Raw genomic sequence first — 26154 nt, forward strand, 5'->3', positions numbered from 1 at the left:
CTCTCTTTTTTACCTCAGCACGGGCGGGAGAGCCCATGCTGCCTCTTATCTGCAACGCATTGTAGTGCAGCAAAACAAAATTGGCAGAACAATAAGCGCTGAAAAATGCTTCATACGCGCAATGCGCGGCTTCCGTGTTCTGCCAGCCACGCCAGCACCCGGCCCGGCATGGATTGCAGCGACAGCACTTCGTGCGCGGCCCCGATGGCTATCGCTTCGCGCGGCATGCCGAAGACCACGCAGGATGCTTCATCCTGGGCAAAGTTGTAGGCCCCGGCATTGCGCATCTCCAGCATGCCCTGGGCACCATCCTTGCCCATGCCGGTCAGGATCACGCCGACCGCGTTCTTGCCGGCACAGGTAGCGGCCGACTGGAACAGGACATCCACCGAAGGGCGATGCCGGTTCACCGGCGGGCCCTGGTCGAGCTGGGTCATGTAGTTGGCACCGCTGCGCACCAGTTTCAGGTGCGAGTGTCCCGGCGCGATGTAGGCATGGCCCGGCAGCACGCGTTCGTTGCCGGCCGACTCCACCACCGAGATCTTGCACAGGTTGTTGAGGCGCTGGGCGAAGGAGCGCGTAAAGCCCTCCGGCATGTGCTGGGTGATCAGGATGCCCGGGCAATCCGAGGGCATGCGGATCAGGAATTCCTTGATGGCTTCGGTGCCGCCGGTGGAGGCCCCGATGATGATCAGTTTTTCGCTACTGGTGAGCGGATTGCGGATCTGCGGCAAGACCTCGCCGGGCGTGGCCGCCTGCTCGGAGGCGCGCGACGGACGGGCGCGCACGCGCGCCTTGGCGGCAGCGCGGATCTTGTCGGCGATCATGTCGGCATATTCCTGCATGCCGCTCTGGATTGAGATCTTGGGCTTGGTCACGAAGTCGATCGCGCCCAGTTCCAGCGCACGCAGGGTGATTTCGGAGCCGCGCTCGGTCAGCGAGGACACCATCACCACCGGCATGGGGCGCAGGCGCATCAGCTTTTCCAGGAAATCCAGGCCATCCATGCGCGGCATTTCCACGTCCAGCGTCAGCACGTCCGGATTGGTCTGCTTGATCAGCTCGCGGGCAATGATCGGGTCCGGCGCCACGCCGACCACTTCCATGTCCGGCTGGCTGCCGATGATCTCGCGCATCACGCTGCGGATCAGTGCCGAATCGTCGACGATAAGAACTTTAATTTTCATCACTCAATCACTCAATCACTCAAACTCAATGTTGCAGGTTGCCCTGAGATGCCTCGGGTGTCGTCCACCCTGCCCCATCAGAACAGATCCACCTCGCCGCCGACCGGCTTGGTGACCAGCTTGCTGGCGTAGGCTTTTTCGCGGTTCACCAGGGTGTCGTTGTGCATCTGTTTCAGCTTCTTGACCAGCACCTTGCCGGTACGCGGGAAGAAGTACACCTTGCGCGGATAAATGTCATTGAGGTCTTCGGCAACCACGCGGATGCCTTCGGCCTTCAGATAGCGCCGCACGAATTCGGCATTGCGCTCGCCCACGTTGATGGCCGAGAAGCCGCGCAGCACATTGCCGCCGCCGAACACCTTGGCCTCCAGGTTCTCGCGCCGCGCGCCGGACTTGAGCACTTCGTTGATCAGCACTTCCATGGCATAGGTGCCGTAGCGCGCCGAGGCCGACACCGGGCTGCCATCGTCGCCGCCGCCATCGGGCAGCATGAAGTGATTCATGCCGCCGATGCCGGAGACGCGGTCACGGATGCAGGCCGAGACGCAGGAGCCCAGCACGGTGACGATCATCATGTCCTTGCTGGTGAAGTAGAACTCGCCCGGCAGGATCTTGGCCGCATCGCAATCGAAAGTGCGGTCGTAGTAGAGATTGGTCGCAATCTGCTCCGAGGCGTGGCTCATGGCTTGGCCCTCGCGACGCGCTGGTTGGCATTGAGCTCATAGACCGTCTTGCCCTTGAGCTTGAGGGCGTCGGAGACATACAGGAAGTTCTCCGAGTGGCCGGCGAACAGCAAGGCGTGAGGCTTCATCAAGGGTACGAATCGGGACAGGATCTTGCTCTGGGTAGGTTTGTCGAAATAGATCATCACGTTGCGGCAGAAGATCACGTCGAACTGGCCGCTGAGAGGCCAGCCATCGCCCAGCAGGTTCAGTTGCTTGAAGGTGATCAGCTTGCGCAATTCGGGACGCACGCGCACGTAACCCTCATGGCTGCCCTTGCCGCGCAGGAAGAACTTCTTGACGCGCTCGGGCGACATCTTCTCGATGCGCTCCATGGGATAGACGCCATTGGCACCGGTAGCGAGCACGTTGGTATCGATGTCGGTGGCCACGATCTGTACGGGCGGCGTCATCGAGCCATAGGCTTCACAGGCGGTCATGGCGATGGTGTAGGGTTCTTCTCCGGTGGAGGCAGCCGAACACCAGATGGTCGCGGGTTCCTTCAGGGTCTTGAGGAAGTCGGCGAGGATGGGGAAATGGTGCGCCTCGCGGAAGAACGAGGTGAGGTTGGTGGTCAGCGCATTGGTGAAGGCTTCCCACTCTTCGGAGTCGTGGGTGCGCTCCAGCATGTCCAGGTATTGCTGGAAGGAAGTGATGCCGGTGGCGCGCAGGCGTCGCGCGAGGCGACTGTAAACCATTTCCTGCTTGCTGTCGGCCAATGCGATGCCGGCCCGCTGGTAGATCAGGCCACGCACTCGCTCGAAATCACGGCTGTTGAAATCGAACTCCTTGCCGGATGATTCGCCCTTGCCTGGTACCGTCGGCTTCACTGTCTTCCCTTCCCTGGCGCAGCGCACGTCGCGGCGCTGCTTGCTATCTGTCGCCCGCCCCATCTGGGCGGACATCCCCTTGGCGCATAATCTATCAGCCGCCTGGCGGGGTCAAGCGAATCAGCCTTGGAAATGAAACGGTTTTACCCCCCTATTGCGACAAGTCAATCGGGGGCAGCCGTGCATAGACTTCTCAATCCTTGGAAATCCTCACGGGAAGCGTGGGACGGAGCGGGCTGGAGCGGCCCCGCCCGGTGCAACATCAGGCCGGAACACCTTCCGGCAGGACACTCATGCGGCGCTTGCCGGGCAGGCGGCGAATCAGCCAGGAACGGATCGCGTTCCACTCGCCGGTCTCCGGCACTTCGCGCGACTGGAACAGGAAGTAACGCCACAGCAGCAAGGCACTGTTGCGGGTGTCGGCGATCTTGCGGAAACGCAGTTCACGCTCGACCTCCGGCGATCCCTCGAACCCGGCACGTACGCTGGCTGCCATGCGTTCGAATTCCGCCGAGAAATCGCTGCGCCCTTCCAGCTCGAACAGGATCCCGCCATGATTGCAGAAAGGCGCGGGATCGAAATAAGGCTGCTGCTTCATCTGCGCAAAAGCGCGGGACAGATACCGCGAGATCTGCAGCGAGACTTTCATTTGATCATCGAAGCGACGCGCACTGACGTTGTTACCGTGCCAACGATATTTGATCAGCTTGTGCGGCACGTTGTTGCACTTGCCCTGCACGGCCAACTGCCCGAACAAGAAGTAATCTTCCGCCAGGTTCTTGACGACCATCTGCTGTTCGGGCGCGAACACGCCCATGAAATCGCTGCCGTAACGGATGCCGGCCTTCTGCACCTGGGCGAAATCCAGCATCGCCGTGGGGTGTGCAATCGGATTGCGGAACAGGCTGGCGGCACCGACGCGCAAGCGGCCGATGGGCATCGACATGTCGCCGATCGGCGCGCCGGCGGCATTGATCACGTCGGCCTGGCCACCGATGGCCACGCACTGGCGGTCCTGCTCGAAGGCTGCCAGCGATAGCGCCATGCGTTCCGGGTAGCAGACATCATCGGCATCATGCCGCATGACATAGCGGCAATCGCTGATCTCCAGGCCCTTGTTGAGCAGGCCGGACAAGCCATCCGCCTCGGGGAAGGAATGCAGTTCGATACGCGGATCGGCCTCGTGATAGCGCGCGGCCATTTCGGCGCTGCCGTCATCCGAGCCGTGATCCAGCACCAGGACACGCCAGTCCTTGAAACTCTGTGCCTTGAGGCTGTCCAGGGACTCTGCCAGGAAATCCACGCCATTCTTCACCGGCAACAAGACGTCGATGGTGGCCATCGTCACACTCCATAATCAAATGATTGAGATTCATCCGCGCACAAGACCTGGCGCGGGACAGTCGGCGCATTGCCCCGCCAGTCATCCTTGCAATGAGAGGCTTGGACGAGCCACCTGGCCAACAGTTCAGGGATGAGCTGACCAGCGCAAGCCATCATGCGGCAACCGGAGGCATCGCCGTCCTCACCCCGCTGGAGCGAAGCGCGATGCACCTCGGCCCCGAGGCTGAACAGCAGGCCGCAGACGCAAAAAGACAGCCACGCTGACCTCATTGCGATGGCGCAACAAGCAACGCGGCCTTCTGGCGGGCGGTTTATGCTGCACTGCAAATACTTGTCGAATAGTCTATCAAGCTCTACGGAGTGTCAAGCAAATCTGACGGGGTGAGGCATGGCCCCGCCAGGTCCCGCCCTCAGCGCCGCAGCGCGCGCGTGCCCGCGGACGCCAGCCGGGGTGCGGCTGCGGCAGGCACCGGCGTTTTGGCCGGCACCGTGTCGCCGGAGGCCGGTGCGTGGCTGGAGCGATACCCCACCCGGAAGCCGCCCCAGTGCTTGCCGTTCACGTAGATCGGCACCGACAGGTCGTGCATGACCTCGCCAGTGTCGCGCTTGTAGGTCTGCAGGAGGAAGGGCCTGGTATTGGCTCCGCAGCGCTTGCCGGTGCGGTCGCTGAAGATGCGTTTGGTGCGGTTGTTGACGAGATCGGTGTCGTAGTCGCCGGTCAGGGGCTGGGAGAACTTCTTGTTGTGGGTCGGGAAGTAGCCGTTGTTGTCCACGGCACCCGCGTAGGCCAGTTGCGGCATGCTGGCCAGCAGCGCTTCCTGGATCGCTGGCAGCACCCGATCGGTAAAGCCGTCGAACTGGCTGGAATGCTTCTGCGGCGAGGTGTTGGGGATAGGCTTGTAAGTACGGTCGAAAAGAGCCGCCTCACTGATCTGGCCGGAACGGATCGCGGTCTCGAACAGCTTGCCTACGGCCTGCGCCCCACCCGTGGCGGCGACACGGATATCGTCGTGTCCGCTGCGGGCGCCGCCATCGATGATGGCTTCGAACACCGCTTCGGCACGCTCTGACAACAACATGGCGGACGCCGCCACGCGCGGCAGTTCCTGATCGGTGTGCAGCATGCCGTTGCGGATGTCGGTGATGGCCTCGGCGATCTCCTGCGTGGTCTGCACGTGTTCGCGCGAGGCCACCGCGATCTCCTCGATCTGCTCCTGCGACTGGCTGGAAGAGCGTTCGATGCTGTTGAGCAGGCCGTGTACCTTCTCCACATTCTGGGCCGCCTCCAGCACCCGGCTGCTGAGCGAATTCATACCGGTCGCCGCGCGCTCGGCTTCTTCGGTGATGGCCCGCACCATCACGCCGATATCATCCGTGGCTTCCTTGGTCCGCTGGGCCAGCTGGCGCACTTCGCCCGCCACCACGGCAAACCCGCGCCCCTGCTCACCAGCGCGCGCCGCCTCGATGGCGGCGTTCAGGGCCAGCAGGTTGGTGCGGGCCGCGATCTCGCTGATGACTTCGGTGATGCCGTGGATGCGGCGCGACTTTTCCTGCAGCTGCGCCATCATCGAAGAGGCTGACAAGGCATCCGTGCGGGCCTGCCCGATCTGCTGCAGTCCGCGATCTACTTCAGAGCGGCCGCTGACACTCTCGGTACGCACCTCCGCCGCGATGGCCGAGGCGCGCTCGGCATTGGCGGCAATCTGTTCAGTGGTAGCGGCGTTCTGCTCCGCACTGGCCGCCATGCGGTCGGCGGCGACGACGTCCTTGCTGATCTTGGTCTTGATGGTATCGACAAAGAAGGAGGTCTCCGCCGCCCCGATCATGATGTGATCGATCTCGCCGCTGATCTTGTCGACCAGTTGTCCTTCTCCGGGCTGTGCACGCCGCTGCGCCAGGGCAAACCCGGCCAGCCCCAGCACCACGGCCACACCGCTGCAGCCTGGCGCACTCAGCCATTGCGCGGCACCGGCCGCATGCAAGGCCAAGGCCCCTGCCCCGCCCAGCACCAAGCCCGCCACCCAGGGCAATCCACCAGTCCATGCCCGGGCGGATGCACCGGCTCCCTTGTTCTTCCCCATCCTTGTCTCCTCGCGGATTTTCCGCTTTTCTTCACCTGATCCACTACAGGTTTGATTGCGGACGAAACACACCGCATTGTCCAGAGGCTATAGCGGCCAGCTTACGCGTAACTGAATGAACAAAGCTTCATATAGCCATATTGCCACAGCACAAGAGCGCCGGTACCCCTGCTCCAAGGCCAATTGCACTTGTCCAACGCAATGACGCTATAATCCCCTCCTTTAATAGGATAGGGGGGTATTGTATATGGCCCATCTCACACAACAGACGGATGCCCTGCTCAAGCGCGTGCGTCGCATCGGCGGCCAGGTGCAGGCACTGGAACGCGCACTGGAAGGCGAAGCCGACTGTGCCAAGACCTTGCATCTGGCGGCAGCCATCCGTGGCGCCGTGCATGGCCTGATGGACGAGCTGATCGAGGCGCATGCGCGGGAACACGTGGCCGCCCCCGGCCTGACCGATGAACAACGCCAACAGGGACTGGAAGAAGTCCTGGAGGCAATTCGGCGCTATGCCAAATGAAGTCGAAGGAGACGCCATGACCAGTCCCGCCACTTACCGCCACGAGCACATGTATCTGGGTGCCAACCATGACCGCAACACCCGTCGTACGCTGTGGGTGGTGGCCTTGACCGCCGTGATGATGGTGGCCGAGATCGCCGCCGGCTACTTTACGGGGTCCATGGCCTTGCTGGCCGACGGTTTCCACATGGCCACCCATACCGGCGCGCTGGCCATTGCTGCCGGCGCTTACGTGTTTGCACGCCGCCACGCGCATGATGGCCGTTTCAGCTTCGGCACCGGCAAGGTCGGCGACCTGGCCGGTTTTGCATCGGCGCTGGTGCTGGCGGTGATCGCCATCGGCATTGGCGGCGAATCAGTGTGGCGGCTGGCCAGTCCGAGCACGGTGGATTTTGGCGAGGCGATCCCGATTGCCATCGTCGGACTGATCGTCAACATCGCCAGCGCCTTGCTGCTCATGGAAGGACATCATGGACACGAGCATGCCCACGATCATCCGCACGGTCATGCGCATCACGGGCATGCGCACCAAGAACACCATGACCATCACGGCCATCACCATGACGGCCACGACAACAATCTGCGCTCTGCCTACCTGCACGTGGTGGCCGACGCCCTCACCTCGGTGCTGGCCATCGCCGCCCTGCTGGCCGGCCTCTACCTGGGCTGGACCTGGCTGGATCCGCTGATGGGCGTGGTGGGTGCGGTGGTGATTGCGCGCTGGTCGTGGAGCCTGCTGCAGAGCAGTGCTGCGGTGCTGCTGGATGTGACCGATGCACAGGTCGCGGCACGCATCGAGCAGGCGCTGGCGGACGAAGCGGTGCACATCGAGGACCTGCACGTCTGGCGCATCGGGCCGGCGGCGCGTGCGGCCATCGTCAGCGTGTCCGGAGGCCAGTCCGTCACGGAAGCACGCTTGCGGGAAAAGCTGGCGACAGTGAGCGAGCTGCGCCATCTGACGCTGGAACTGCATCAGGCCGGATGAGTGAGCGGCAGGCTGGCGTGAAACGATGAACAAAAAATGACAGCGGCCGAGGCCGCTGTCTTTACATCTGCCGGGTGCAGCGTGCTGGCTCAGCGCCAGCCGCGATGCCAGCCGTAGTGCGGGTGATGCCAGCCCCAGCCATAGTAGGAGTGATATTCCCAGACCCAGCCCGGACCGGGCGAAGCATAGGTGGGCTGCACGTACACCACCCCCGGCGGCGCAACGTAGGCCGGCTGGGCCACATAGGCCGGGCGTACCGTGGGCGGGGTCACCACGCAGCCGCTCAGGCCGAAGGCCGCGGCCAGTGCCGGGATCAATAGTAGGGATTTCATGGTCTTGCTCCTGATCTTGTTTGGCGGAATGTGACGGCGTGAGCAGACGCCGTTGACCACGATGGTGGTGAACAGATAACGAGCCAAATCAGAAGCGGGCGGACCTGAAATTGTGTGTTTATGTAACCTGCCGGGAGGCGGGATGTGTTTCTGCGCGCCACCATCTTTCCGCGAGACGCCGCGACCTGGCGCGCAATGGAGTTTCCACGAACCGCTGGACCAGGGCGGAAATGACCAGCACGATCGCGATCAGCAGCCCCCACGCAATGATCACTTCCACGACCGACAGCTGCGGCGTGCTTCGTTCGCCGATCATGGCTTCCGGTTTTTTCAGCACCACCCGCATGACCTGGCTCAGTACCCAGATCACTGCCACGTGCGACATGTATACGGCGTAGGAGACGGCACCCAGCCAGGTCAGCGCCTTGAGGTTGAGCAGGCGATTCAGGTAGCCATCCTTGACGGCGACCACGCTGGCGATGAGCAAGGCGCTGAGCAGATAGATCACCGCATCGTATCGCTCCGACGTCTTCCAGTGAAGAAACGCGACGATGGCGGCAAAGAGGATCAGGGAAAGCGCCCGCGGGAAAGCCAGCGGCAACCGTTGAACGGTAAAGGCTGTCAGGCAGCCGATGAAGAAACCCGCCAGACACTTCAGCAGATCACCAAACCCGAACGTGGCGTTGGTCACCAGCATCAGCAAGGAAGCCATGGCAAGCAAGGAAAACAGCAGGTTCTTGATCCGTGGCAGGCACAGCACGATCGCGCCAAAGATCAGATAGGTATAGAACTCCACGCTGATGGACCAGGCTGGCGTATTGAAACTGGTGGGATGACCGGCCGGCCCGATGGCCTGCACCAGGAAGATCTGCTGCACCAGGGCCGTCAAACTGTTTTCGCGGAACGGCTGCGAGTTGGGACTGACGATCCCCAGCCTGGCCTGGCCGACGTACTTGGCGACCTCGAACAGCACATAGACCAGCAGGAAGAGCAGGTGCACCGGATACAGCCGACCGAAGCGCAGGAACTGGAAGCGCATCAGATCCTGCGCACTGCCGATCCTGGCAGCATAAGCGTTGTAGATCACGAAGCCCGACAGCACGAAAAACAGGTGAACCATCAGGTAGCCGCTGCGGACGATGCCGATGTCAAACAGCGGGTTCCAGTTGGGGATGTGGTAGAACACCACCAATAAGGCGGCCATGCCGCGGATGCTTTCCAGCTCTTCGATCTTTGCCTGCCCCTGATACAGCGTCTGGACTGCCTTGTTCATGACTCCCCCCGGGGTGAAGTCCAGCTTGCACCCTTGCGTGCCGGCTGGAATTACGTGTATGAACTTCTCTGGCCAACGTTGCACTACGGTGTTCAGACTGCTTTGCCCCTCCCCCCGATATCCCTGCCGCCAGCCGGACAAGCGCTGTCGGAAACGGATACATGAAGCTTTTTGCAGATCTTGTGCCTAAGCCTCCGGCTTGTTTTATGGTCCCCTCACTGGTCCGACTGATTCACTGCTTCTCACTGCATTTCCACCTGGCCCGGATGCATGTCGTCGCGCGCTTGCGGACATGGCATCCAGTCCGGCATGCTCACTGCCCTCTACGCAAATGCTCCGCCATCCGCAAGGCCATCGCCACGATGCTCAGGGTCGGATTGGCATGCCCGTTGGTGGGGAATACCGAGGAACTGAGCACCAGCAGGTTGTCCACGCCATGCAGGCGGCAATCGGTATCGACCACACTGTCACGCACCGACGTTCCCATGCGCGTGCTGCCGATGTGATGCCCGCCCACGGGCAAGGCGCGTGTCACCTGCTCCCGGAGCTCACCCGGATCAAAGTCCAGGCGGCAGTGCCGGGTCTTGGCCAGCAGCGACTGCATGGTCGTGAAGGATTGGATACCGGACTCGATATCCTGCGCGGTCAGCCGCCAGTGGACATCCACCCGTCGCATGCCGTAGCGGTCGGTCGCATCGAGCAGGCGGATGCAGTTGCCGGCATCGCCCACCTGCTCGCTGTTGAATTCCAGCGGATAGGTGCCGTTGCGGTTGGGGATCAGCGTGTAAGGCAGCTTGCGCTTGGCCAGCTTGCGCTTGACCACCATGTCGTAGGCAAAGCCGAACACCGAACCCGCATCGAATATCACGTTGCGCAGATGCGCCAGCCGACGCGGATCAGCGGCTGCACTCTGGCTGCCGTGATTGAGAATGTCCTGATGTTCGGAAGGCAGAACCGACTTGGCGAGATAAATCGCCGACAGCACGCCACTGCCATGGCCCGGATCGCCATAGGAAGGAAAATGCAGCCGCAAGGTCGAATTGAGCAAACCCAGCTGGTTTTGCCATTGCGGCGTGAACTGCAGCTTGCGGCGTGCATAGACGCCATCCTGCGTCTTCTGGAAACTGAAGCGCGGCTTCTCGCCGGTGAGACGCATCTCGCCGAAGATCAGGTCGAAGTGGCAGGCGTAATAACGTCCCAGGCTGCCATCGAAGCGCTGCCAGGCAGGCAGCTCCTCGCGCGTACACAACAGCAGGCGGGTCGCCTCGATGGCACCGCCCGCCAGCACGAACTGTCCGGCCCGCACCGGAACCTGCTGCTTGCCATCGTGCAGCACGATGGACTCGATGTGCGAACCGTCGGCGCTGGCCACCAGCCGCGTGCAGCGGGCGCGCAGTACCACGGTCACCCGATCGGAGGCTTTCAGTTCCTCGGCGAACTTCGCCGCAAAATCGGTTGGAAGACTGTAGCGCTCGATGTATTCGGTGAGGGCCTCCTGCAGCTGAGGCAGCTCGGCAAACATCGGACCATTGCCCCCGGCCAGGCTGGCCGGCGTAAAGTCAGCCGCGCCCGCATCGCAGTACTGCATCGCTTCCGGAAGATAGCGTGCGTATTCTTCATAGGAAATCGGCCAGCCGCTGAGCGGGACGTGCGGGCGCGCCGCAAAGTCCGCCGGATCCAGCGGCACGCAGCGGCCACCCCACAAATGCGTGGTGCCGCCAAAACGCTGACGGCGGTATTCGGTGGTCGCCGGGTGTGGCGCAGCGGCGCTGCCCTGGTAGGCGTCGTCGTCGACCTGCTCTTCACGCCAGTCGCCGCCATCGACCAGCAACACCCGCTGGCCCTGGCGCGACAAGGCCACCGCCAGGCTGAGGCCGCCGGGGCCGCTGCCGACCACACAGACCGGGTAATCCTGCAGGCTTGCGCTGTCGCAATCGGAGAGATATCGGATCAAGCTGGCTCTCCCTTCAGGCCTGCGGGCGGCCGTGCGCGGCAAACAGCTGTTCCAGCTTGCCCACTTCGGTACCCAGATGATGCTTCTGCCGGACTGCCCGGGCGCCGTGCTGGCCCATCGCTTGCAGCTGCTCCACCGATGCCGAGGTCACCTCGTCGATGGCCGTGACCAGCGCATCGACCGAGCCGGGTGCCACCACCCAGCCATTGACGCCATCTTCAACCAGTTCGGGAATACCGGCGATGCGCGTACTGATGACCGGGCGCGACAAGGCCAGCGCCTCCATCACCACCACCGGCAGGCCTTCGGCAAAACTGGGCAAGACCAGCGCACGGCTGCGCTCGATTTCGGCACGCACTTCGGCACTGCTCTTCCAGCCAAGAATACGGATCACATTGGCCAGCGGACCGCCCGCCATGGCTTTCTCGATGAAGGGCCGCAGCGGGCCGTCACCGACCAGCACCAGTTCGCAGGGCTTGCCGGCGTTGACGTGCCGGGTGACCGCTTCAATCAGCAGCGGCACGCCCTTCTCTGCACACAGGCGGCCGACGAAGACCAGGCGCGGCACTTCCGGAATCGGCAAGGCCGGCGCATCCTCAAACGCGGGGCCGACGCCACAGCGCACCACGTTCAGACGCGGCCAGGCCTCGACCTCGGAAAACAGCATGCACTGGCTCTTGCAGAAATGCGTGATGGTGGCCGTGAAGGCCGAGCGCTGCACCTTCTCGCCCAGCGCCCAGGCCACCGGATGAAAGAAGATGCCCGGTCCGTGCACCGTCATGCTGTAGGGAATCCCCGAGAGCATGGAGGCATACATCGCCACCGTGGCCGAATTCTCGGCGATGTGATTGTGCAGGATCTCGATCTTCTGCTCGCGCAGTCGCCGTGCCAGGTAGCAGGCTTCGATCAGGTACAGCACGTGCAGCAAGGCAGGACGCAGACCGGCTGCGCGCGTGCGGCGGGCCAGCTTCAACACCTCCAGCACGCGGCCCGGCGATTGCAGCAAGGTCGTCAGCGCTACACCGAGCAGACGCGGCAGACCGTTTTCAAGGATGTAGTCGGTGCTGGCCTGCTCGCTCTTGACGTCGGCACTCACGGCGGCGTCACCGGCTTCACGGCGGATCGAGAAGGTATGCACCTCGTGACCGCGGCGGCGCAGTTCCAGAACTTCGTTGCGGATGAAAGTGTCGCTGGCGCGCGCGTAGATGCTGGTCAGGTAGGCTATTCTCATTTTTCAGTGTTGCAGGCAGGTTGAGGGGGCATCAGGGGACGCAAACGAGCGTTGCATGCATGGATCATCCGGGCGCCCGTGCGGTTCCAATTCCTTCACTCCGCGCCCATTGCGCCGACTCCGCCAACCCTTGGGCATAGGGACGCGGGGCAAACCCGAGGTCGGAGCGCGCACGCTGGCCATCAAGGCGCAACTGCTGCTGCCACAAGCGCAGGAAGGACGGCGACAGCGCCACCGGCAGGCCCCGGCCGGACTTTCCCGCCGCGCGCGCGAGCCGCTGCAGCACACGAATGAAGAGCGTACCGAGCCTGGCATCGAGCTTGAGGCGAAGCGGCGAGATCCGGGGGGCTGCTCCCGCACCCAGGGCCAGGGCCAGGTCGACGAAATAACGGTTCCAGCGCGGACTGTCATCGCCGGTGAGGTTGAAGACGGGCGCCGGCACCGGGCTTGTATCAGGAGAACGGGACGCGTATTGCAGCGACAGCAGCACGGCCGCGCAGACGTCATCGACGTGGACCAGATTGGACCAGCCCTCGCCGCTCGCCCCCAGATCACCCAGCCTGCCGGCGGCCACCAGACGGGCCATCTGCTCCACCCACATGTCGCTGCCGGGCCCGTACACGCAGCCAGGGCGCAACATGACCAACGGATGCCCCGCCGCTGCATAAACCTTCATATGTTCTTCGGCCTCGCATTTGGCCTGGGCGTACCAGCTGGCTGCGGGGTCCAGCTGGCTGTCTTCGTTCAGACACCCTTCCTGATTGCCATAGACGGCCATGGAACTCATGTGCACGATGCGCGGGCGAGAGGTCTGCAAGGCGGCCTCGACCAGCAACTGTGCGCCACGGCCAATGGCATCGCCGTGGCCGGCCACGCAATTGACGACTGCGTCGATATCGCCCAGCGCCTGGCGCAGGCTGGCGGCGTCAAGGGTATCGACCTGGCGGAACACCAGACAATCGGTCCGAGCGGCGGGCGCGCGACGCCCTGCCAAAACCGGCGTGGCCCAGCCACTGTCGCGCAGGCGCGTAACCAGCCGCTGTCCGATGAATCCGGTTGCTCCGAGCACTAGCACTTTCACATGGGCTCCCGTTGACTTTTTCAAAAATGAATGAGGGGTTATTGCGTTGTAGTTGCCTGCATAGTCAGCGTATGCAGGCCAGCCTGTTGCTGCAGGTGCCGCCAGGCCCGATGACGCCGAGGCACGCGGTCGAGGCCATGACGCTTGTTCTTGATTCTTTCCGACAGCCATGATGCGGCCATGGGCCGCTACCGGCCTGCAGCCCTCCGTATGAGACGCACCAACGGACAAGGTTTTTTGCGCCGCATCATTTTGAGTTGCCAATATTACACGGCTGACAATCTGTGAGCAATATTGGACACGAGGCAAACTGATCTACCGCATGCGGCCTGCCTTCAGCACTCAAGCTCCGCAGGATGCAGAATTTTATATTGCAATGCATCATTTAAATTCCTCGCATCAATATTTCCATAAGTCCATACCCATAAAGACTTTCCGCTTGACAATGCGATTGACAAAAGCCCTGACTTCGAGAGTTTTTATTGCAGACGCACAAAGCGAATGTTAGAGTTTCGACATCTTCTGCTCGGTGCAGTGGCAATGCGAACAGAAGGCGCTTGATGAAGGACCTGGCAGGTCCCGCGAGGGGTCGGCCGCCGTATCCGACGACCCGGGGGGGGCAGATGGAGAAAACACAAGCGGGCGCGAGAGCGCTCAAATACGCAGGTTTGGCCACCTTGCTTGGGCTGGCATGCCTGACGATGCTGGTCCTGGGCATCCAATCGGCCCTGAGCCAGAACCAGTTGTTCAACCTCGCGGTGAAGATCAAGCGCCATTTCGTGCCGCCGCAGACCTTGTCCTTCGGGTATACCCACACCCAGAGCAATGCGCTGGACCAATTGGTCAGAGACTCCTCTAAAGTGCCCGTCCCTGCGCCTGTTCTCACTGACAGGAGCATGGTCGCGTTCGCCTTTGGCCAAAGCAATTCGGCCAACAGCATCGGCGAGCGCCAGCAGGCTGCCACCGGCAAGGTTTTCAACTATTTCGAAGGCCGCTATTACAAGGCCGCCGATCCGCTGCTGGGCGCAACCGGCAGAGGCGGCAGCCTGTGGACCACACTGGCCAACAAGCTCATCAGCCAGGAGATGGCCGACCAGGTCGTCCTGATCTCAGCGGGGGTCGGCGGCAGTTCGGTGGCACAGTGGCGCAAAGGCGGCAACCTCAACGGCATGCTGGAAGCGCGGCTGCAGGACGCGCAGAAACAGGGGCTGAACGTGACCCACTTCTTCTGGCATCAGGGCGAGATTGACAACAACAATGCCTATCGGGACTACGCGGCAGGACTGACCGAGATCATCCAGCTGACCCAGCGCTACTTCCCGAATGCCCGCTTCTTCGTGGCGCAGGCATCGGCATTCTGCCCGCTACCCTCCTCGCGCGAGATCCTGGACAGCCAGCGCGCGGTGACACGGCTCAAGAATGTCTACCTGGGCCCCAATACGGACCTCATCGGGCCGGAAGACAGGTCGGATGGCTGCCACCTGTCGGGCCGCGGGGCGGAGAAGGTGGCATCAGAATGGGTTGAGCTGATTCGTCATCCGCAGAAGGCGGTGGGAAGTGCGGCGCGAAGCTGAAGCGCCAGCGATAGATTGGATTTTCGAAGAAAGCAGAAAAAGGCGCTGAGAATCTCGTGATTCCCAGCGCCTTTTTTCTGAGTCAGAACCGGCTGCTACGCCTGTGAGGCGTTGATCTTGGTCTTTTTGGACGAGATTTTCGTCAGCCACCTGCCGAGTGCATTGCGCACGGGTTCATCGTAGAAGTGGTGAAGCAACCAGGCGAGCAGTATCAGGAAGACGAGGATGATCACGCCACCCAGCGGCGCATAGGACTCCACACCTCGTCCTGTCACCGAAGGGAAAAGATGCCTGATGTTCTCAGCCAAGGGACTATGGATGATGTAGACCGGATAAGAAACCACCCCCAAGCACTCGCACAGCAAAGCCAGCAAGCCTGTGGGCTGGAAACGCATCCCTACATAGACCAGTGCCGGAAAGCCGATGGCCACGGCCAAAGCATCATAGACCGGCAGCATGCCGCGGGGGAACGTCGTACATAGCAACAGCGCCACTCCTACGAGACTCAGGAAGGCATTGCGGTTGCTGAACATGATGCCGCTTGCTCGGGTTGCATACCAGCGATACAAGACCACACCGGCTGCAAAAGAGAATCCGACGCGCAGGAAGCTCACGTAATAAGTGTTTCTCATGAACCCGGCGTCAAAGCCGTGAGCGGGCGAGATGACGGCAAACGCCGCCAGACAGAGCATGCAAACAGCCATGATGGAGAGCAGGACACGATTGCTGAGGCAACGAATTTTCCAAGCGTAGAGCAAATTGACGATCAGCTCGGCGGAGAGGGACCAAGCCGGCTCGTTGAGCGGAAAAAGTACCTTGTTGAATAAGGAAGGAAGGAGCAAGAAGCTGCATATGGCGGTGGCTGAAACAAACGCCTTGTGCGAAGCGGCCCAATCGGAAGCGGCGATCAGCCCTATGCAAATTCCGAGGAAGTAAAGCGGATACAGCCGCAGCAAACGAATCCTCAAGAACGCCCCAAGCCGCATCCCGTTCAGGAGTCTGGATTCATAAGAGCGACACAGGACAACGCCGCTCAACAAAAAGAAAAGATCTACAGCCAGATAGCTGGAAAAAAACGGGTTATTTCCGAAGAAAGGGGTTGTGTGTCGCAAGACAACCAGAATGGCAGCTATCCCCCTGAAACCGTCCAGCGTCAGGAAATGGTCCTTTTTGTTCATACGCTGCCCTTAAGTTGAGGATTAACTTTTCAACAAATTGAGGACAGACGATGAGCTCTTATAGTTGCAGTGAAACTTATGAAAATTGGAAGGGAACCGAGGCGCTGACGAGCGCCCTCGGGTGGAAGATGACGTGGACCTATATCCAAAGAAGCGCGTAGTACGCACATCTTCAGTAATTATCGATATTTATCAAAAGGCAATTGTCCGCGTTCTGAAAATGAATTTCCCATCGCGGCAACACACATAGCCAGTCACTTCGAAAAAGAGTGACCACACCTAGAGGAGCCGTTGGGAGTTGCTATGAAGACTTCAGAATCGCCATGATTTTTTCCGAGACCAACTCCGAACCCGCAGGTGTCAGGTGTGTCTCATCGCGATACATCAGCGTGCCGTTCAAAATACCGCGGCAAGCAGATTCGTCACAAAATGGCTCAGCCGCATCAACCAATTGGACATTGGGATACCGCTTGGCAAGCTCCATCACGCGCTGCCTGTAAAGTTCGTTGCGTTGATCAAAAATTGTGCGAGGGATTGAACAATCGCTGGATTTAACGCCTGATGCGTTGAAGAAGTGCATTGGCCGTGTATCGATGCAATCGCGCGTGTGGAAGCCCAATTCAGGATTATCGAGTACAAAGACGATGTGCTTTGATGCGTGGGTTAGCAACTGAAATGCCGATTCCAGGCTAGCCATGTAAGCCTCCTGATGCGACAGGCGGGGATTGGAAACTAAAATGGCACCGTATTGCTTATCCTTGGCCTTCTCAACCTCACCGAAGGCTTTTCCAAGCATGTAAATAGGCCCGCGGCCCGCCAAGACAACGGTCTTGGCGGGCGACCTGGCAGCTATTTCGAACGCAGCGTCCGTGTATTTCTGGCACTCCAGCTTCTGGAACCGCACTCCTGGCAATGGAGGGCAACCGTTGTTTCCCAGTAAAAGCAGCGTCTTGCCAGACTGATCCATAGCTTCAGACAAAGCGAGATAGGTGTGATCGGCATGGCTGTCGCCAATTATCACAGCATCAGGATTCGTATCGATGTGGCGACTGCGGCAGAGATCGCCATCGAACCTGTATCTTTGCTGGCAGGCAGCTTGCGGGGATGACTTCAGATCGAAAACGGCCGAACGTTGAACTACCGCACCGTCAATATGCCCAGGAAAACCTTTCTTGACTACTAGAAGTGTGCCGCCTCCAATCACCAACAGCGACACGATCAGCAACACAAGAGTCGCATTGCGGCGGGCAGTACCCCGCAACTGGCGAAGGGGCTTCTCCAAAAGAACAAAAGTCAGTATCGCCATCAAGAACGATAAAGCGATCGCCACGATACCGCTAGTGGGCGTCAAATCCCTATCCGCATTCCGCAGAAAAGCCATGATTGGCCAATGCCAGAGATAAAGGGGGTAACTGATCAAGCCTATTGCGACCATCAAGGGAGCCGCCAAGATGCATCGATTAATCAGAGCAGATGGCCCGGCAAGAATCAAGCAGACCGCACCAACAACGGGCAAAAGCGCATACCAGCCGGGGAACTCCACGTCAGCATCGAGTCCGAAAATCGCCACCAGCAATAGCGACAGTCCCAACAATGCAGCAATATCCGCATTCGAAATGGACTTTCCGTTAAAGCGCATGAGCGAATTACTCAGGAAATCGCGCACCCTTGCAGAAGGCAGATACCAGGCGAGAATCCCTCCAGCCATCAATTCCCAAAACCGAGTGGGCAACAGGAAAAAAGTGGCAACGGGCTTCAACTGCATCAAAACGATATTGCAAACAAACGACAGGACAGCCAAGCCGATCGCCATCCGAATCACCCGCATTTTCCAGCGCGCGGCACAGAGGACAATTACGGGCCAAAACAGATAGAACTGCTCCTCTACGCCAAGCGACCAGAGATGCAGCAGAGGCTTGAGCTCGGAGGTGACATCAAAATAGCCACTTTCGCGCCAGAGAAGGATGTTGGAAACGAAGACGACGCCCGCAACGACATGCTTGCCCAGCGTCGCGTACTCTTCAGCCAATAAGACAAACCAACCGGCCGCTGCCGAGCAAACCAGGACCAGCATGAGCGCAGGGAAGATACGGCGTACTCGGCGGGAGTAGAAGTCAGCAAACGTAAAAGTACCGGCCTGCACTTCGCGGAAGATGATGCCCGAAATCAGAAAACCTGAAATCACGAAGAAGATATCGACACCAACAAAGCCGCCAGGCAGCAGCGACGGAAATGCATGAAAAACCAATACCGAAAGAACCGCGACGGTGCGAAGTCCATCAATGTCCGCCCTGTACGCTTGGTGACCTCCGCCATGCATATCCGCATACGCGCTGACTTTTGGATTTTTAGCACCAGCCATCCCATCAGCCGTGGACACACGAAAGCGCCAAGCCCCCATTAATCTTTTCATCATTTCCCCACCCCTGTGTGTCGCGAACCCGAATGCGTTGGCGACTCAATCAGCGAGAGAGCAACGCAGAGGTTTACGCAAATTTATTGTTGGTATTTTAGTCACACTTCGCCGCTTTCGCGGGATTTTTTGCGATGCAATATCGCCACTAACACTCCCCGCGACCAATCGCCAAGAGCAGCGTTGCAATCGGCATCCGCCCTGCAATAGCAGAAATTATCTGGACCACGTCAGCATCCGATCTGTAACGATCCCGGCTGTGGCAACCAGCATGTCGACGCGGCCGCAAGGAAAACGTAGAAGTCCGGCAGCTACTACCCCTGATTTGAGTGATCAATTCTTCGGCACAAAGCAAAACGGCAGTGATATTAGAAAACTAATATCACTGCCGTTGTTCATGCAGCTTTCGCCGCAACTGCTTGATTCTATTGGTCGGGACGGTGTGATTCGAACACACGACCCCTTGCACCCCATGCAAGTACGCTACCAGGCTGCGCTACGCCCCGACTGAAGACAAAGATTATAGAGCGCTTATGTTATTAAATCAACTGTTTCTGCAAAACATTTTTCATCATTTCGCGAAACACCCCGGCCCGCCCTTCCCTGACAATTCAATCGCCATCGCCGCAGCGACATCACGCTCCGTCACCGCCCGGAAAAGAACTCATTGAGCAGGAAATTCTGCAGCCCCTTGGTATCTTCCTGCCGCGCCGACAAGGTCACCACGCGGCCCAGCTTCTGTGAATCGAAATTGAAGTCGCCCTGGTAGTAGCGGCGGATCAGCGCAATCATGCTGTTGACCACGGCCAGCTGCACATTGCCCCCAAACCCTGCGTCGACTTCGATCAGCTGGTTCTGGCTGCGGCGCTGGTCGGTGGTCCAGCCACGGAAACTGTACTGCGCCACGCGCGGACCCATGCTGATGATCTGAAATACGCCATTGGTGCCACGGCCACGCCGTTCCTGAAAGGCGATATTGGCGCGGGCAATGTCGTTGGCAGAGGGATTTTCCGCGGCACGTGCCGCAGCATTTTCCTGGGCCGCAGCCTGCTCGGCATCTTCTCGCTTCTGTTGATTGCGCTTCAACGACGCCATGAAATCTTCCGCAGGAGCCGCCGGCGCAGCGGCAGCCGCATTGCGGCTGGGTGCCTCGGTCACCGGCAACGGGGTCCGCTGGGGAACCGAAGGACGCGCCACCGGGGCGCTACGGCGAGGCGCCGGCTTGGCGACCGGCTTCTTCTGGACCGGCTCCGGCTTCTTGGGCTCCGGGGCGGGCTTGGGCGGTTCCGGTTGCACCACGGGTGCCGCAGGACGGATGAAGCTGACCTGCAAGGGCGCATCGGGACGGCCGGGAGACTCCAGCCTCGGAGGCGTTTCGTTCAGTTTTGCGCGCACGAACATGAACAACACCGCATGCACTAGTATGGACGAAGCAATACCCAGCGCAGTTCTGCGCCGGGAGCGGGCAAGGATGTCTGTTCGGGTCGACGAAACGATAAAACTCATACGGTGTGAAGACAGCGGCGAATAAGCGACTGCGGTCCATGCCCGCGCGCCCCGGATCAGGCCACTACTCATGCGCCCGTCCGCTCCAGCCCTGCCATGCTAACCCTTCAACAAAGGCGACATTTTAGCCGGTTTTGAACTGCTCACCGGCCTGATATCGCCCAGTTTCTCTGCATAACTCTCAGCGCCAGCGCCCGCGGCCACCCCATCCGCTGCTGTATCCGAAATAGAAGGACGACGACGGATAGCTATAAGCCGGATAGGCGGGATACGCCGGATAAGCAGGATAGGCGTAATACGGTGAATACACCGGCTGCGCCGGGTAGACCGCCGCTCCATTGTAGGGACTGGCAGGGACGGCCACACAGCCGCCCAGCAGCAATGCGGCGGGCAGCACGGCCATCAGCAAGGCAGAACGCGGTAAGGGCTTCATCATGAACTCCAGCGGCGCAACGGCACCAACATGACACTATGGCCCGGCGTCGCCGTGCCCGCCAATCTCCTTACCATTTGTTACTCGCTTCATTCATGTCGACGCGAGAATGCAGCAATCTTCACCAAGCGTTATTACTGCCTATACCAGTGTGGCCATAATGAAGCGCAGCGCTGCTTATATAATGTCGCGGCACCAAGCCGAGCCGGGCCACCCTCCGGCACCACAATCAAAACGAGACCCTCCGGCGCGCCCTGCCCTGCAGCGCGCCTGCATCAGGACAAGCCGATCATCATGACCACCCCTGCCTCCCGTCGTGCCCCCATCGTCGTCATCGCTCCCGACTCCTTCAAAGGTTCACTCTCCGCCGAGGAAGTGGCTGCGGCCATCGGTGCCGGGATCCAGGCAGCACTTCCCGAAGCTCAGCTCCGGCTGTGCCCGATTGCCGATGGCGGCGAAGGCACGCTCGACGCCCTCATGCACGCCGGCGGCGAGCGTCTGACCGTCGACTGCCGCAATGCCGCCGGCCAGCCAGCCTCGGCTCCGGTGGGCATCCTCAAGGACGGCAGCGCCGTCGTGGAATCAGCCGCCATCGTCGGCATCACTGATGCCGCCGGCATGGCCGTCGCGGTCAACCAGCGCACCACGCTGGGCGTCGGCGATGCCATCGGCCAACTGCTGGACCGTGGTGCCCGTCATTTCCTGGTGGCGCTTGGCGGCAGCAGCACCAACGATGGTGGCGCCGGGCTGCTGGCAGCGCTGGGCGTGAAGTTTCTTGACGCCTCCGGCGCGATCGTGCCGCCGGTGCCGGCACAACTGCAGCGCGTGACGCAGGTGGATGCTTCGGGGCTGGATGCACGGGTCAAGGAGGCCCATTTCGTGGCGATGTCGGACGTCGACAATCCCTTGTGCGGCGAAGAAGGAGCGACCGCCGTGTTTGGTCCGCAAAAAGGCGTGCAGCCCGCGCAGGTGGCCTTGCTGGACGGCGCACTGGCACACTTCGCCGGCGTGCTGGAACAGGCGCTCGGCCGCCATGCCGCCGACCAGCCCGGCGCAGGTGCGGCCGGCGGACTCGGTTACGCACTGCTGATGCTGGGCGCGCAATTCCGCTCGGGGGCCGAGACCGTGGCCGACCATATCGGACTGGATGAGGCGCTGGCGGGCGCAGACTGGCTCATTACCGGCGAAGGCCGCAGCGATGCACAAACCCTGCACGGCAAGGCCCCCTTCATCGCCAGCCAGCGCGCGCGCCGCGCCGGGGTGCCGACCACCCTGCTCTCGGGCGGGATCGATCGCAAGTCGCTGGAGAAGCTGCAGACCAGCTTCTCCGGTTGCTTCTCCATCACCTTCGGACCGATGAGCCTGCAGGACGCCATCGCCCAGGCACCGGGCTTGCTCAAGGAAAGCGGCGAACAGCTGGCACGCTTGTGGCAGGCTGCAGCCCCGCGTTGAGCAGGGGCTGACGCATCAGCGGCCCACACTCAGACCGGGGCCGCATTCTCGCCGGAGGCAACCGTCCGCGCTCCGCCGAAGCGGGCCATCAGGCGGCGTGTCAGGGGCTTTTCCAGCAGCAGGTAAGACAGGCAACCTACGGCCGTGGCCGTGAGCACGGCGGCCAGGCAGATCAGGCCGTAGGCATGCGGCATCCATTTCAGGCCGACGATCACGACGGAGGGCATGATGAAGCCGTGGGCGAGATAGGTGGAATAGGAGGCATCGCCCAGCAAGGCCAGGCGGCCGGCCTGCCGGCGCACCCATTCAAAACGCTCCATCCAGGCCAGGCCCAGTACCAGCATGGCGGACGGCACACCCAGAGCGATGAAGCGGTCTACCTGCAGCCGATGGACAAACAGCGCAAATACTGCCACCGCAATCAGCACGACCGGCACCCACACTGGCGGCTGCCTGAACTGCATCCACAACCGTGCCACCGCCATGCCCAGCAGGAATTCGAAGAGGACCGAGCGTCCGAAGAACTGCGCCAGGACGCCGGCACCCCAGGCGTGGGCCACGATGAAGAGCAAGCCGAGGATCACGGTCGCCGTCTTCAGGCGTGGCAGCCGCAATGCGATCACGCCAGCCAGCACGGCGTAAAACAGCATCTCGAAACTGAGGGTCCAGCCGGACTCCACCAGTGGCAGGAGCTCGCCACTGGCCGGTGAGACCATCGGGTAAAACAGCAAGGAGCCGAGCAGATACAGGAACGGCAATCCCTCCGCAAAGGCCCTGGACCCGATGGTCAGCACGATGGCCGCCTTGGACAAGGTATAGAACCAGTACATCGGCACAATACGGATCAGCCGCCGGCGAAAGAACATGCTGGCCGTAGCAACCGCATCCGCTGGCGCTGGCCTGCGGCGGGTCGACAGGTACATGACCAGCCCGCTGATGACGAAAAAGATGTCTACCCCTACTCCGCCAAACTCGTGCCAGTAGGACAGCAAGTCGCCCTGCCCGCTGCGCGCCCGCAGTTCCAGCGCCGCGTGCTGGGCCACCACCAGTGCGGCGGCCACACAGCGCAGGAATTGCACCGTCAACAGATGATTGCCCGATGATGTCAGCATGTTTTTCCCCGATTGAAGTCAAGCCTTCAACGTTCAGCCCCGGTTGCATGATCTGAACCGGCTGCGTGAACGCCCCCTGATGCCTTCCCGCAGCAAGCGGCCGCCCGGATGCGGTTGCCGGAACACCCCCACCGCTCGCCAGCCCCGCCCCCGATTCAGCGGCGAGGGACGAGCGAGCTCTGCACGGACCTGGCGGGCAGATCCTTGCGACGATGCGTTTCAGGGGTTTCCAGAGGTAGTGGCTCGCACTTTGAATGTCCGCCACTCCTCCCCAGGGGTGTCGGGCCAGCGTGCGCTACCAGTCAACAACGGCGATCAGGCAGACTTTGCTGCGGTGTAATGCATTCCTTTATTTTTCGAAAATGTAGATAAGCGGCAATTATTAACCATCAACAACGCGCAAAACACCTTCTTCGTCTGTCTACTATATTGCGCAGAGCAGCATTTGTCGATTTCATTTTATGCAATACAGCATAATTATTTTACAACAACACAAAACCGCCGTTCCGAGCGGTGGCGGTTGAATGCCGATAGCTGCCCGGCATCAATATCTCTTCCCAACTTCCCCTTCAACCTGATCCGCAAATAAGCAACGCAGCTTCCTGAACTCAGTAACGAGCTCCGCATGTGATTTTTTACGACAGTTTTGCAATGAGCTCTGACCCATGCCAGATCTGAACGAAAAAGATTGCAAATAAGTAATTAAATTCCGTCAGGAAAATGTAAGCATCATTTCCCCGCCCCGTGAAAATTCACGAACAAACAGCGCTAAATCATTGATTTTTAAACAATAAAATTGGCCATTTTTTGTTATTCAAAAGATAATTTTATTGCCGTACGGATCAGTTCATTTCCGCAGTGCACTACTCATCAGTAGTGCGCTGCGGAAACAGTGGAAATCCTTTACTGGCGCGGCTTTCCGGCCGATTAAAAAAAACGGGAAGTTTGTGTTTTTTGTCGTTTTTTTATTGCTTGCGCGAGAAAGCAAATGTTATAGTTCCGACATCAACGCATGTTTTGTTACAAGTGTCAGAGGTTGTCAGCAGAAATTGCATATCTGACAATTAGAAGATTGACTGCGACACAAGAGTCACGGGCAATCCAGCATCAAGTGAGTTGATTTGTTTGAATGGAAAGCGCCACGCGCAATCCTCTTCATTAATTGCCGCATCCCTAAGGATTGATCCCATGAAAAAACTTCTCGCTGCCTCGGCCATCGCAATGGCCCTGAGCTTTGCCGGTACCGCCGCGCAAGCTGCCCCCCTGACTTTCTCGTCCAATGGCGTAGCCACGTTCAGCAACGTCATCACGACCGGTGCTGGCTCGACCTTCAGCGACAACTACACCTTCTCGCTGCCTGGCAACAGCAGCGCATCGGGCTCGCTGACCACCATCACCCTGGGTCAACTGCTGGGTCTGGCCATCAACAGCGTCACCCTGACCAACACCACGACCAATACCGTGTTCAACGCCGTGCTCAATTCGAGCAGCTCGTCGACCGGCACCAACTACTCGATTCCCGTCACGCTGCTGACCGGTGGTTCGTACAAGCTCAACATCGCTGGTAGCGTGTCCGGCATCAGCGGTGGCTTCTACGCCGGCGGCCTGAACGTTGCAGCCGTGCCGGAAGCCTCGACCACCGCCATGATGCTGGGTGGCCTGGCACTGGTGGGCTTCGTGGCCCTGCGTCGCCGTCGCAACGAAGACAGCAAGTCCTTCGCAGCCTCGCAGATGACCGCTGCCTGACCTGCAAGACTGGCCTGCCAGAACTGCCAAAAGAAAACGCCCGATTCATATCGGGCGTTTTTTTGTTTGGAGCGACGCTGCTTAAAGACAGCGCCGGGAAGGACGCTGCCTCCCCGCTTCCTACTCTTCCGTAGCCAGCTTCTTGGCCAATGACTGCCAGCGCCAGGTATCGGCACACATGGCATCCACGTCACGCACGGCACGCCACCCGAGCTCACGCTCGGCGCGATCGGTGGCCGCATAGCACATGGCGATGTCGCCGGGACGGCGTGCGGTCAGTTGATGGGGCAGTTTCTTGCCACAGGCCTTCTCGAAGGCCGCCAGCATTTCCAGCACGCTGTTGCCGCGTCCGGTACCGAGATTGTAGATGCGCACGCCCGCGCCCTCGCCCAGCTTGACCAGCGTCTTGAGATGGCCCAGCGCCAGGTCCACGACGTGGATGTAGTCGCGCACGCCGGTGCCGTCCACCGTGGGATAGTCGCTGCCATAGACAGCCAGGCTGGCGCGGCGGCCATCGGCCACCTGCGCGATGAAAGGCAGCAGGTTGTTGGGAATGCCGCTCGGATCCTCGCCGATCAGCCCGCTCTCATGCGCGCCGACCGGATTGAAATAACGCAGCAAGGCAATGTGCCAATCGGGGTCCGAGACATGAATATCGCCCAGAATCTGCTCCACCATCAGCTTGCTGCGGCCATAGGGGTTGGTGGCCGACAGGGGAAAATCTTCCGTGATCGGCACCGAGGCAGGATCACCATAGACCGTGGCCGACGAACTGAACACCAGCTTCTTGACGCCGTGCCGTGCCATCGCGGCAAACAGCAGGTTGCTGCCGTTGACGTTGTTGTCGTAATAGCGTACCGGCTGCTGCACCGATTCGCCGACTGCCTTGAGACCGGCGAAGTGAATCACCGCATCGATGGCATGCGTGCTGAAGACCTGGTCCAGCAGGGCCGCATCGCGGATATCGCCTTCGATGAATACCGGCGCCCTGCCCGAGATCTGCGCCACCCGATCGATGACGCTGCGGCGGCTGTTGCAGAGGTTGTCCAGCACCACCACGTCGTAGCCCGCATGCAGCAGCTCCACGCAGGTATGAGAGCCGATGTAGCCGGCACCGCCGGTCACCAGGATCGTTTGCTTGGCCATCTTGTTCCTTGTAGTTCAGTGAAGAAGTCTGTGAAGCATCCATGGCCGGGC

The 26154-nt window shown here is 60.5% G+C and carries 21 protein-coding genes and 1 tRNA gene; 5 read left to right on the forward strand and 17 right to left on the reverse strand.

Annotation, left to right across the window (positions count from 1 at the left end):
• Positions 1–110: 110 nt before the first annotated feature.
• The 5 genes from MKD49_RS10000 to MKD49_RS10020 all read right to left on the reverse strand — a co-directional run bounded on the left by MKD49_RS10000 (position 111) and on the right by MKD49_RS10020 (position 6164).
• Positions 111–1187 (reverse strand): chemotaxis response regulator protein-glutamate methylesterase, encoded by a 1077-nt coding sequence (locus MKD49_RS10000; RefSeq protein WP_252696181.1) that lies wholly within the window; start codon positions 1185–1187, stop codon positions 111–113.
• Positions 1188–1264: 77 nt separating this feature from the next.
• The gene (gene cheD, locus MKD49_RS10005) at positions 1265–1870 is read right to left on the reverse strand and encodes a chemoreceptor glutamine deamidase CheD (protein WP_039788508.1); all 606 of its coding nucleotides are present in this window, start codon (positions 1868–1870) and stop codon (positions 1265–1267) included.
• Positions 1867–2739, reverse strand: a complete 873-nt coding sequence (locus MKD49_RS10010) for a CheR family methyltransferase (RefSeq protein WP_034329518.1) — start codon at positions 2737–2739, stop codon at positions 1867–1869. Before MKD49_RS10010 ends, cheD begins: the two co-directional genes overlap by 4 nt.
• 262 nt (positions 2740–3001) lie before the next feature.
• Positions 3002–4081: a glycosyltransferase family A protein gene (locus MKD49_RS10015; protein ID WP_121039707.1), complete on the reverse strand. Its 1080-nt coding sequence runs from the start codon at positions 4079–4081 to the stop codon at positions 3002–3004.
• 412 nt (positions 4082–4493) lie between these two features.
• Positions 4494–6164 (reverse strand): methyl-accepting chemotaxis protein, encoded by a 1671-nt coding sequence (locus MKD49_RS10020; protein ID WP_252696182.1) that lies wholly within the window; start codon positions 6162–6164, stop codon positions 4494–4496.
• A 247-nt stretch (positions 6165–6411) separates the two neighbouring features.
• Between MKD49_RS10020 and MKD49_RS10025 the strand changes: the two genes are divergently transcribed.
• Both MKD49_RS10025 and dmeF read left to right on the forward strand, forming a co-directional pair.
• Positions 6412–6687 carry a metal/formaldehyde-sensitive transcriptional repressor gene (locus MKD49_RS10025; protein WP_034330055.1) on the forward strand — a complete coding sequence of 92 codons (276 nt, stop codon included), beginning with the start codon at positions 6412–6414 and terminating at the stop codon, positions 6685–6687.
• Between the two features lie 16 nt (positions 6688–6703).
• Positions 6704–7672, forward strand: a complete 969-nt coding sequence (gene dmeF, locus MKD49_RS10030) for a CDF family Co(II)/Ni(II) efflux transporter DmeF (protein ID WP_252696183.1) — start codon at positions 6704–6706, stop codon at positions 7670–7672.
• A gap of 89 nt (positions 7673–7761) precedes the next feature.
• Here the strand turns inward: dmeF and MKD49_RS10035 are convergent, their stop codons facing one another.
• From MKD49_RS10035 to MKD49_RS10055, 5 genes are all read right to left on the reverse strand, one after another.
• The gene (locus MKD49_RS10035) at positions 7762–8004 is read right to left on the reverse strand and encodes a hypothetical protein (protein ID WP_034330072.1); all 243 of its coding nucleotides are present in this window, start codon (positions 8002–8004) and stop codon (positions 7762–7764) included.
• Between the two features lie 118 nt (positions 8005–8122).
• The gene (locus MKD49_RS10040; RefSeq protein ID WP_252696184.1) at positions 8123–9418 is read right to left on the reverse strand and encodes an acyltransferase; all 1296 of its coding nucleotides are present in this window, start codon (positions 9416–9418) and stop codon (positions 8123–8125) included.
• A gap of 172 nt (positions 9419–9590) precedes the next feature.
• Positions 9591–11231, reverse strand: coding sequence for a GMC oxidoreductase (locus tag MKD49_RS10045; RefSeq protein ID WP_252696185.1), 1641 nt, complete (start codon positions 11229–11231; stop codon positions 9591–9593).
• Between the two features lie 13 nt (positions 11232–11244).
• Positions 11245–12462, reverse strand: coding sequence for a glycosyltransferase (locus MKD49_RS10050; protein ID WP_209580706.1), 1218 nt, complete (start codon positions 12460–12462; stop codon positions 11245–11247).
• Between the two features lie 64 nt (positions 12463–12526).
• Positions 12527–13543 carry an NAD-dependent epimerase/dehydratase family protein gene (locus MKD49_RS10055; RefSeq protein ID WP_252696186.1) on the reverse strand — a complete coding sequence of 339 codons (1017 nt, stop codon included), beginning with the start codon at positions 13541–13543 and terminating at the stop codon, positions 12527–12529.
• Between the two features lie 560 nt (positions 13544–14103).
• Here MKD49_RS10055 and MKD49_RS10060 point away from each other — a divergent pair.
• Positions 14104–15117, forward strand: a complete 1014-nt coding sequence (locus MKD49_RS10060) for a sialate O-acetylesterase (RefSeq protein ID WP_252696187.1) — start codon at positions 14104–14106, stop codon at positions 15115–15117.
• 95 nt (positions 15118–15212) lie between these two features.
• Here MKD49_RS10060 and MKD49_RS10065 read toward each other — a convergent pair whose 3' ends face one another.
• From MKD49_RS10065 to MKD49_RS10085, 5 genes are all read right to left on the reverse strand, one after another.
• On the reverse strand, positions 15213–16295 hold the full coding sequence (locus tag MKD49_RS10065; RefSeq protein ID WP_252696188.1) for an acyltransferase: 1083 nt from the start codon (positions 16293–16295) through the stop codon (positions 15213–15215).
• Positions 16296–16596: 301 nt separating this feature from the next.
• A complete protein-coding gene (locus MKD49_RS10070) occupies positions 16597–18711 on the reverse strand; it encodes an acyltransferase family protein (RefSeq protein WP_252696189.1) in 2115 nt (704 codons plus the stop codon).
• Positions 18712–19137: 426 nt separating this feature from the next.
• Positions 19138–19214, reverse strand: a tRNA-Pro gene (locus tag MKD49_RS10075).
• A gap of 139 nt (positions 19215–19353) precedes the next feature.
• Positions 19354–20109, reverse strand: coding sequence for a hypothetical protein (locus tag MKD49_RS10080; protein ID WP_240733885.1), 756 nt, complete (start codon positions 20107–20109; stop codon positions 19354–19356).
• Between the two features lie 286 nt (positions 20110–20395).
• A complete protein-coding gene (locus tag MKD49_RS10085; RefSeq protein WP_227022623.1) occupies positions 20396–20650 on the reverse strand; it encodes a hypothetical protein in 255 nt (84 codons plus the stop codon).
• Positions 20651–20941: 291 nt separating this feature from the next.
• Between MKD49_RS10085 and MKD49_RS10090 the strand changes: the two genes are divergently transcribed.
• Entirely contained in the window at positions 20942–22099 is a 1158-nt protein-coding gene (locus MKD49_RS10090; protein ID WP_252696190.1) for a glycerate kinase, read from the forward strand.
• 29 nt (positions 22100–22128) lie between these two features.
• Here MKD49_RS10090 and MKD49_RS10095 read toward each other — a convergent pair whose 3' ends face one another.
• The gene (locus MKD49_RS10095; RefSeq protein WP_252696191.1) at positions 22129–23211 is read right to left on the reverse strand and encodes an acyltransferase; all 1083 of its coding nucleotides are present in this window, start codon (positions 23209–23211) and stop codon (positions 22129–22131) included.
• 1188 nt (positions 23212–24399) lie between these two features.
• On the opposite strand from MKD49_RS10095, the gene MKD49_RS10100 reads away from it, so the two are divergent.
• The gene (locus MKD49_RS10100; protein ID WP_121039665.1) at positions 24400–24957 is read left to right on the forward strand and encodes an FxDxF family PEP-CTERM protein; all 558 of its coding nucleotides are present in this window, start codon (positions 24400–24402) and stop codon (positions 24955–24957) included.
• A 120-nt stretch (positions 24958–25077) separates the two neighbouring features.
• On the opposite strand, the gene galE is transcribed toward MKD49_RS10100, so the two are convergent.
• Positions 25078–26103 (reverse strand): UDP-glucose 4-epimerase GalE, encoded by a 1026-nt coding sequence (gene galE, locus MKD49_RS10105; protein ID WP_209580722.1) that lies wholly within the window; start codon positions 26101–26103, stop codon positions 25078–25080.
• Positions 26104–26154 lie beyond the last annotated feature (51 nt).

Source organism: Herbaspirillum sp. WGmk3, assembly GCF_023952535.1.
GTDB classification, from domain to species: domain Bacteria; phylum Pseudomonadota; class Gammaproteobacteria; order Burkholderiales; family Burkholderiaceae_D; genus Herbaspirillum; species Herbaspirillum huttiense.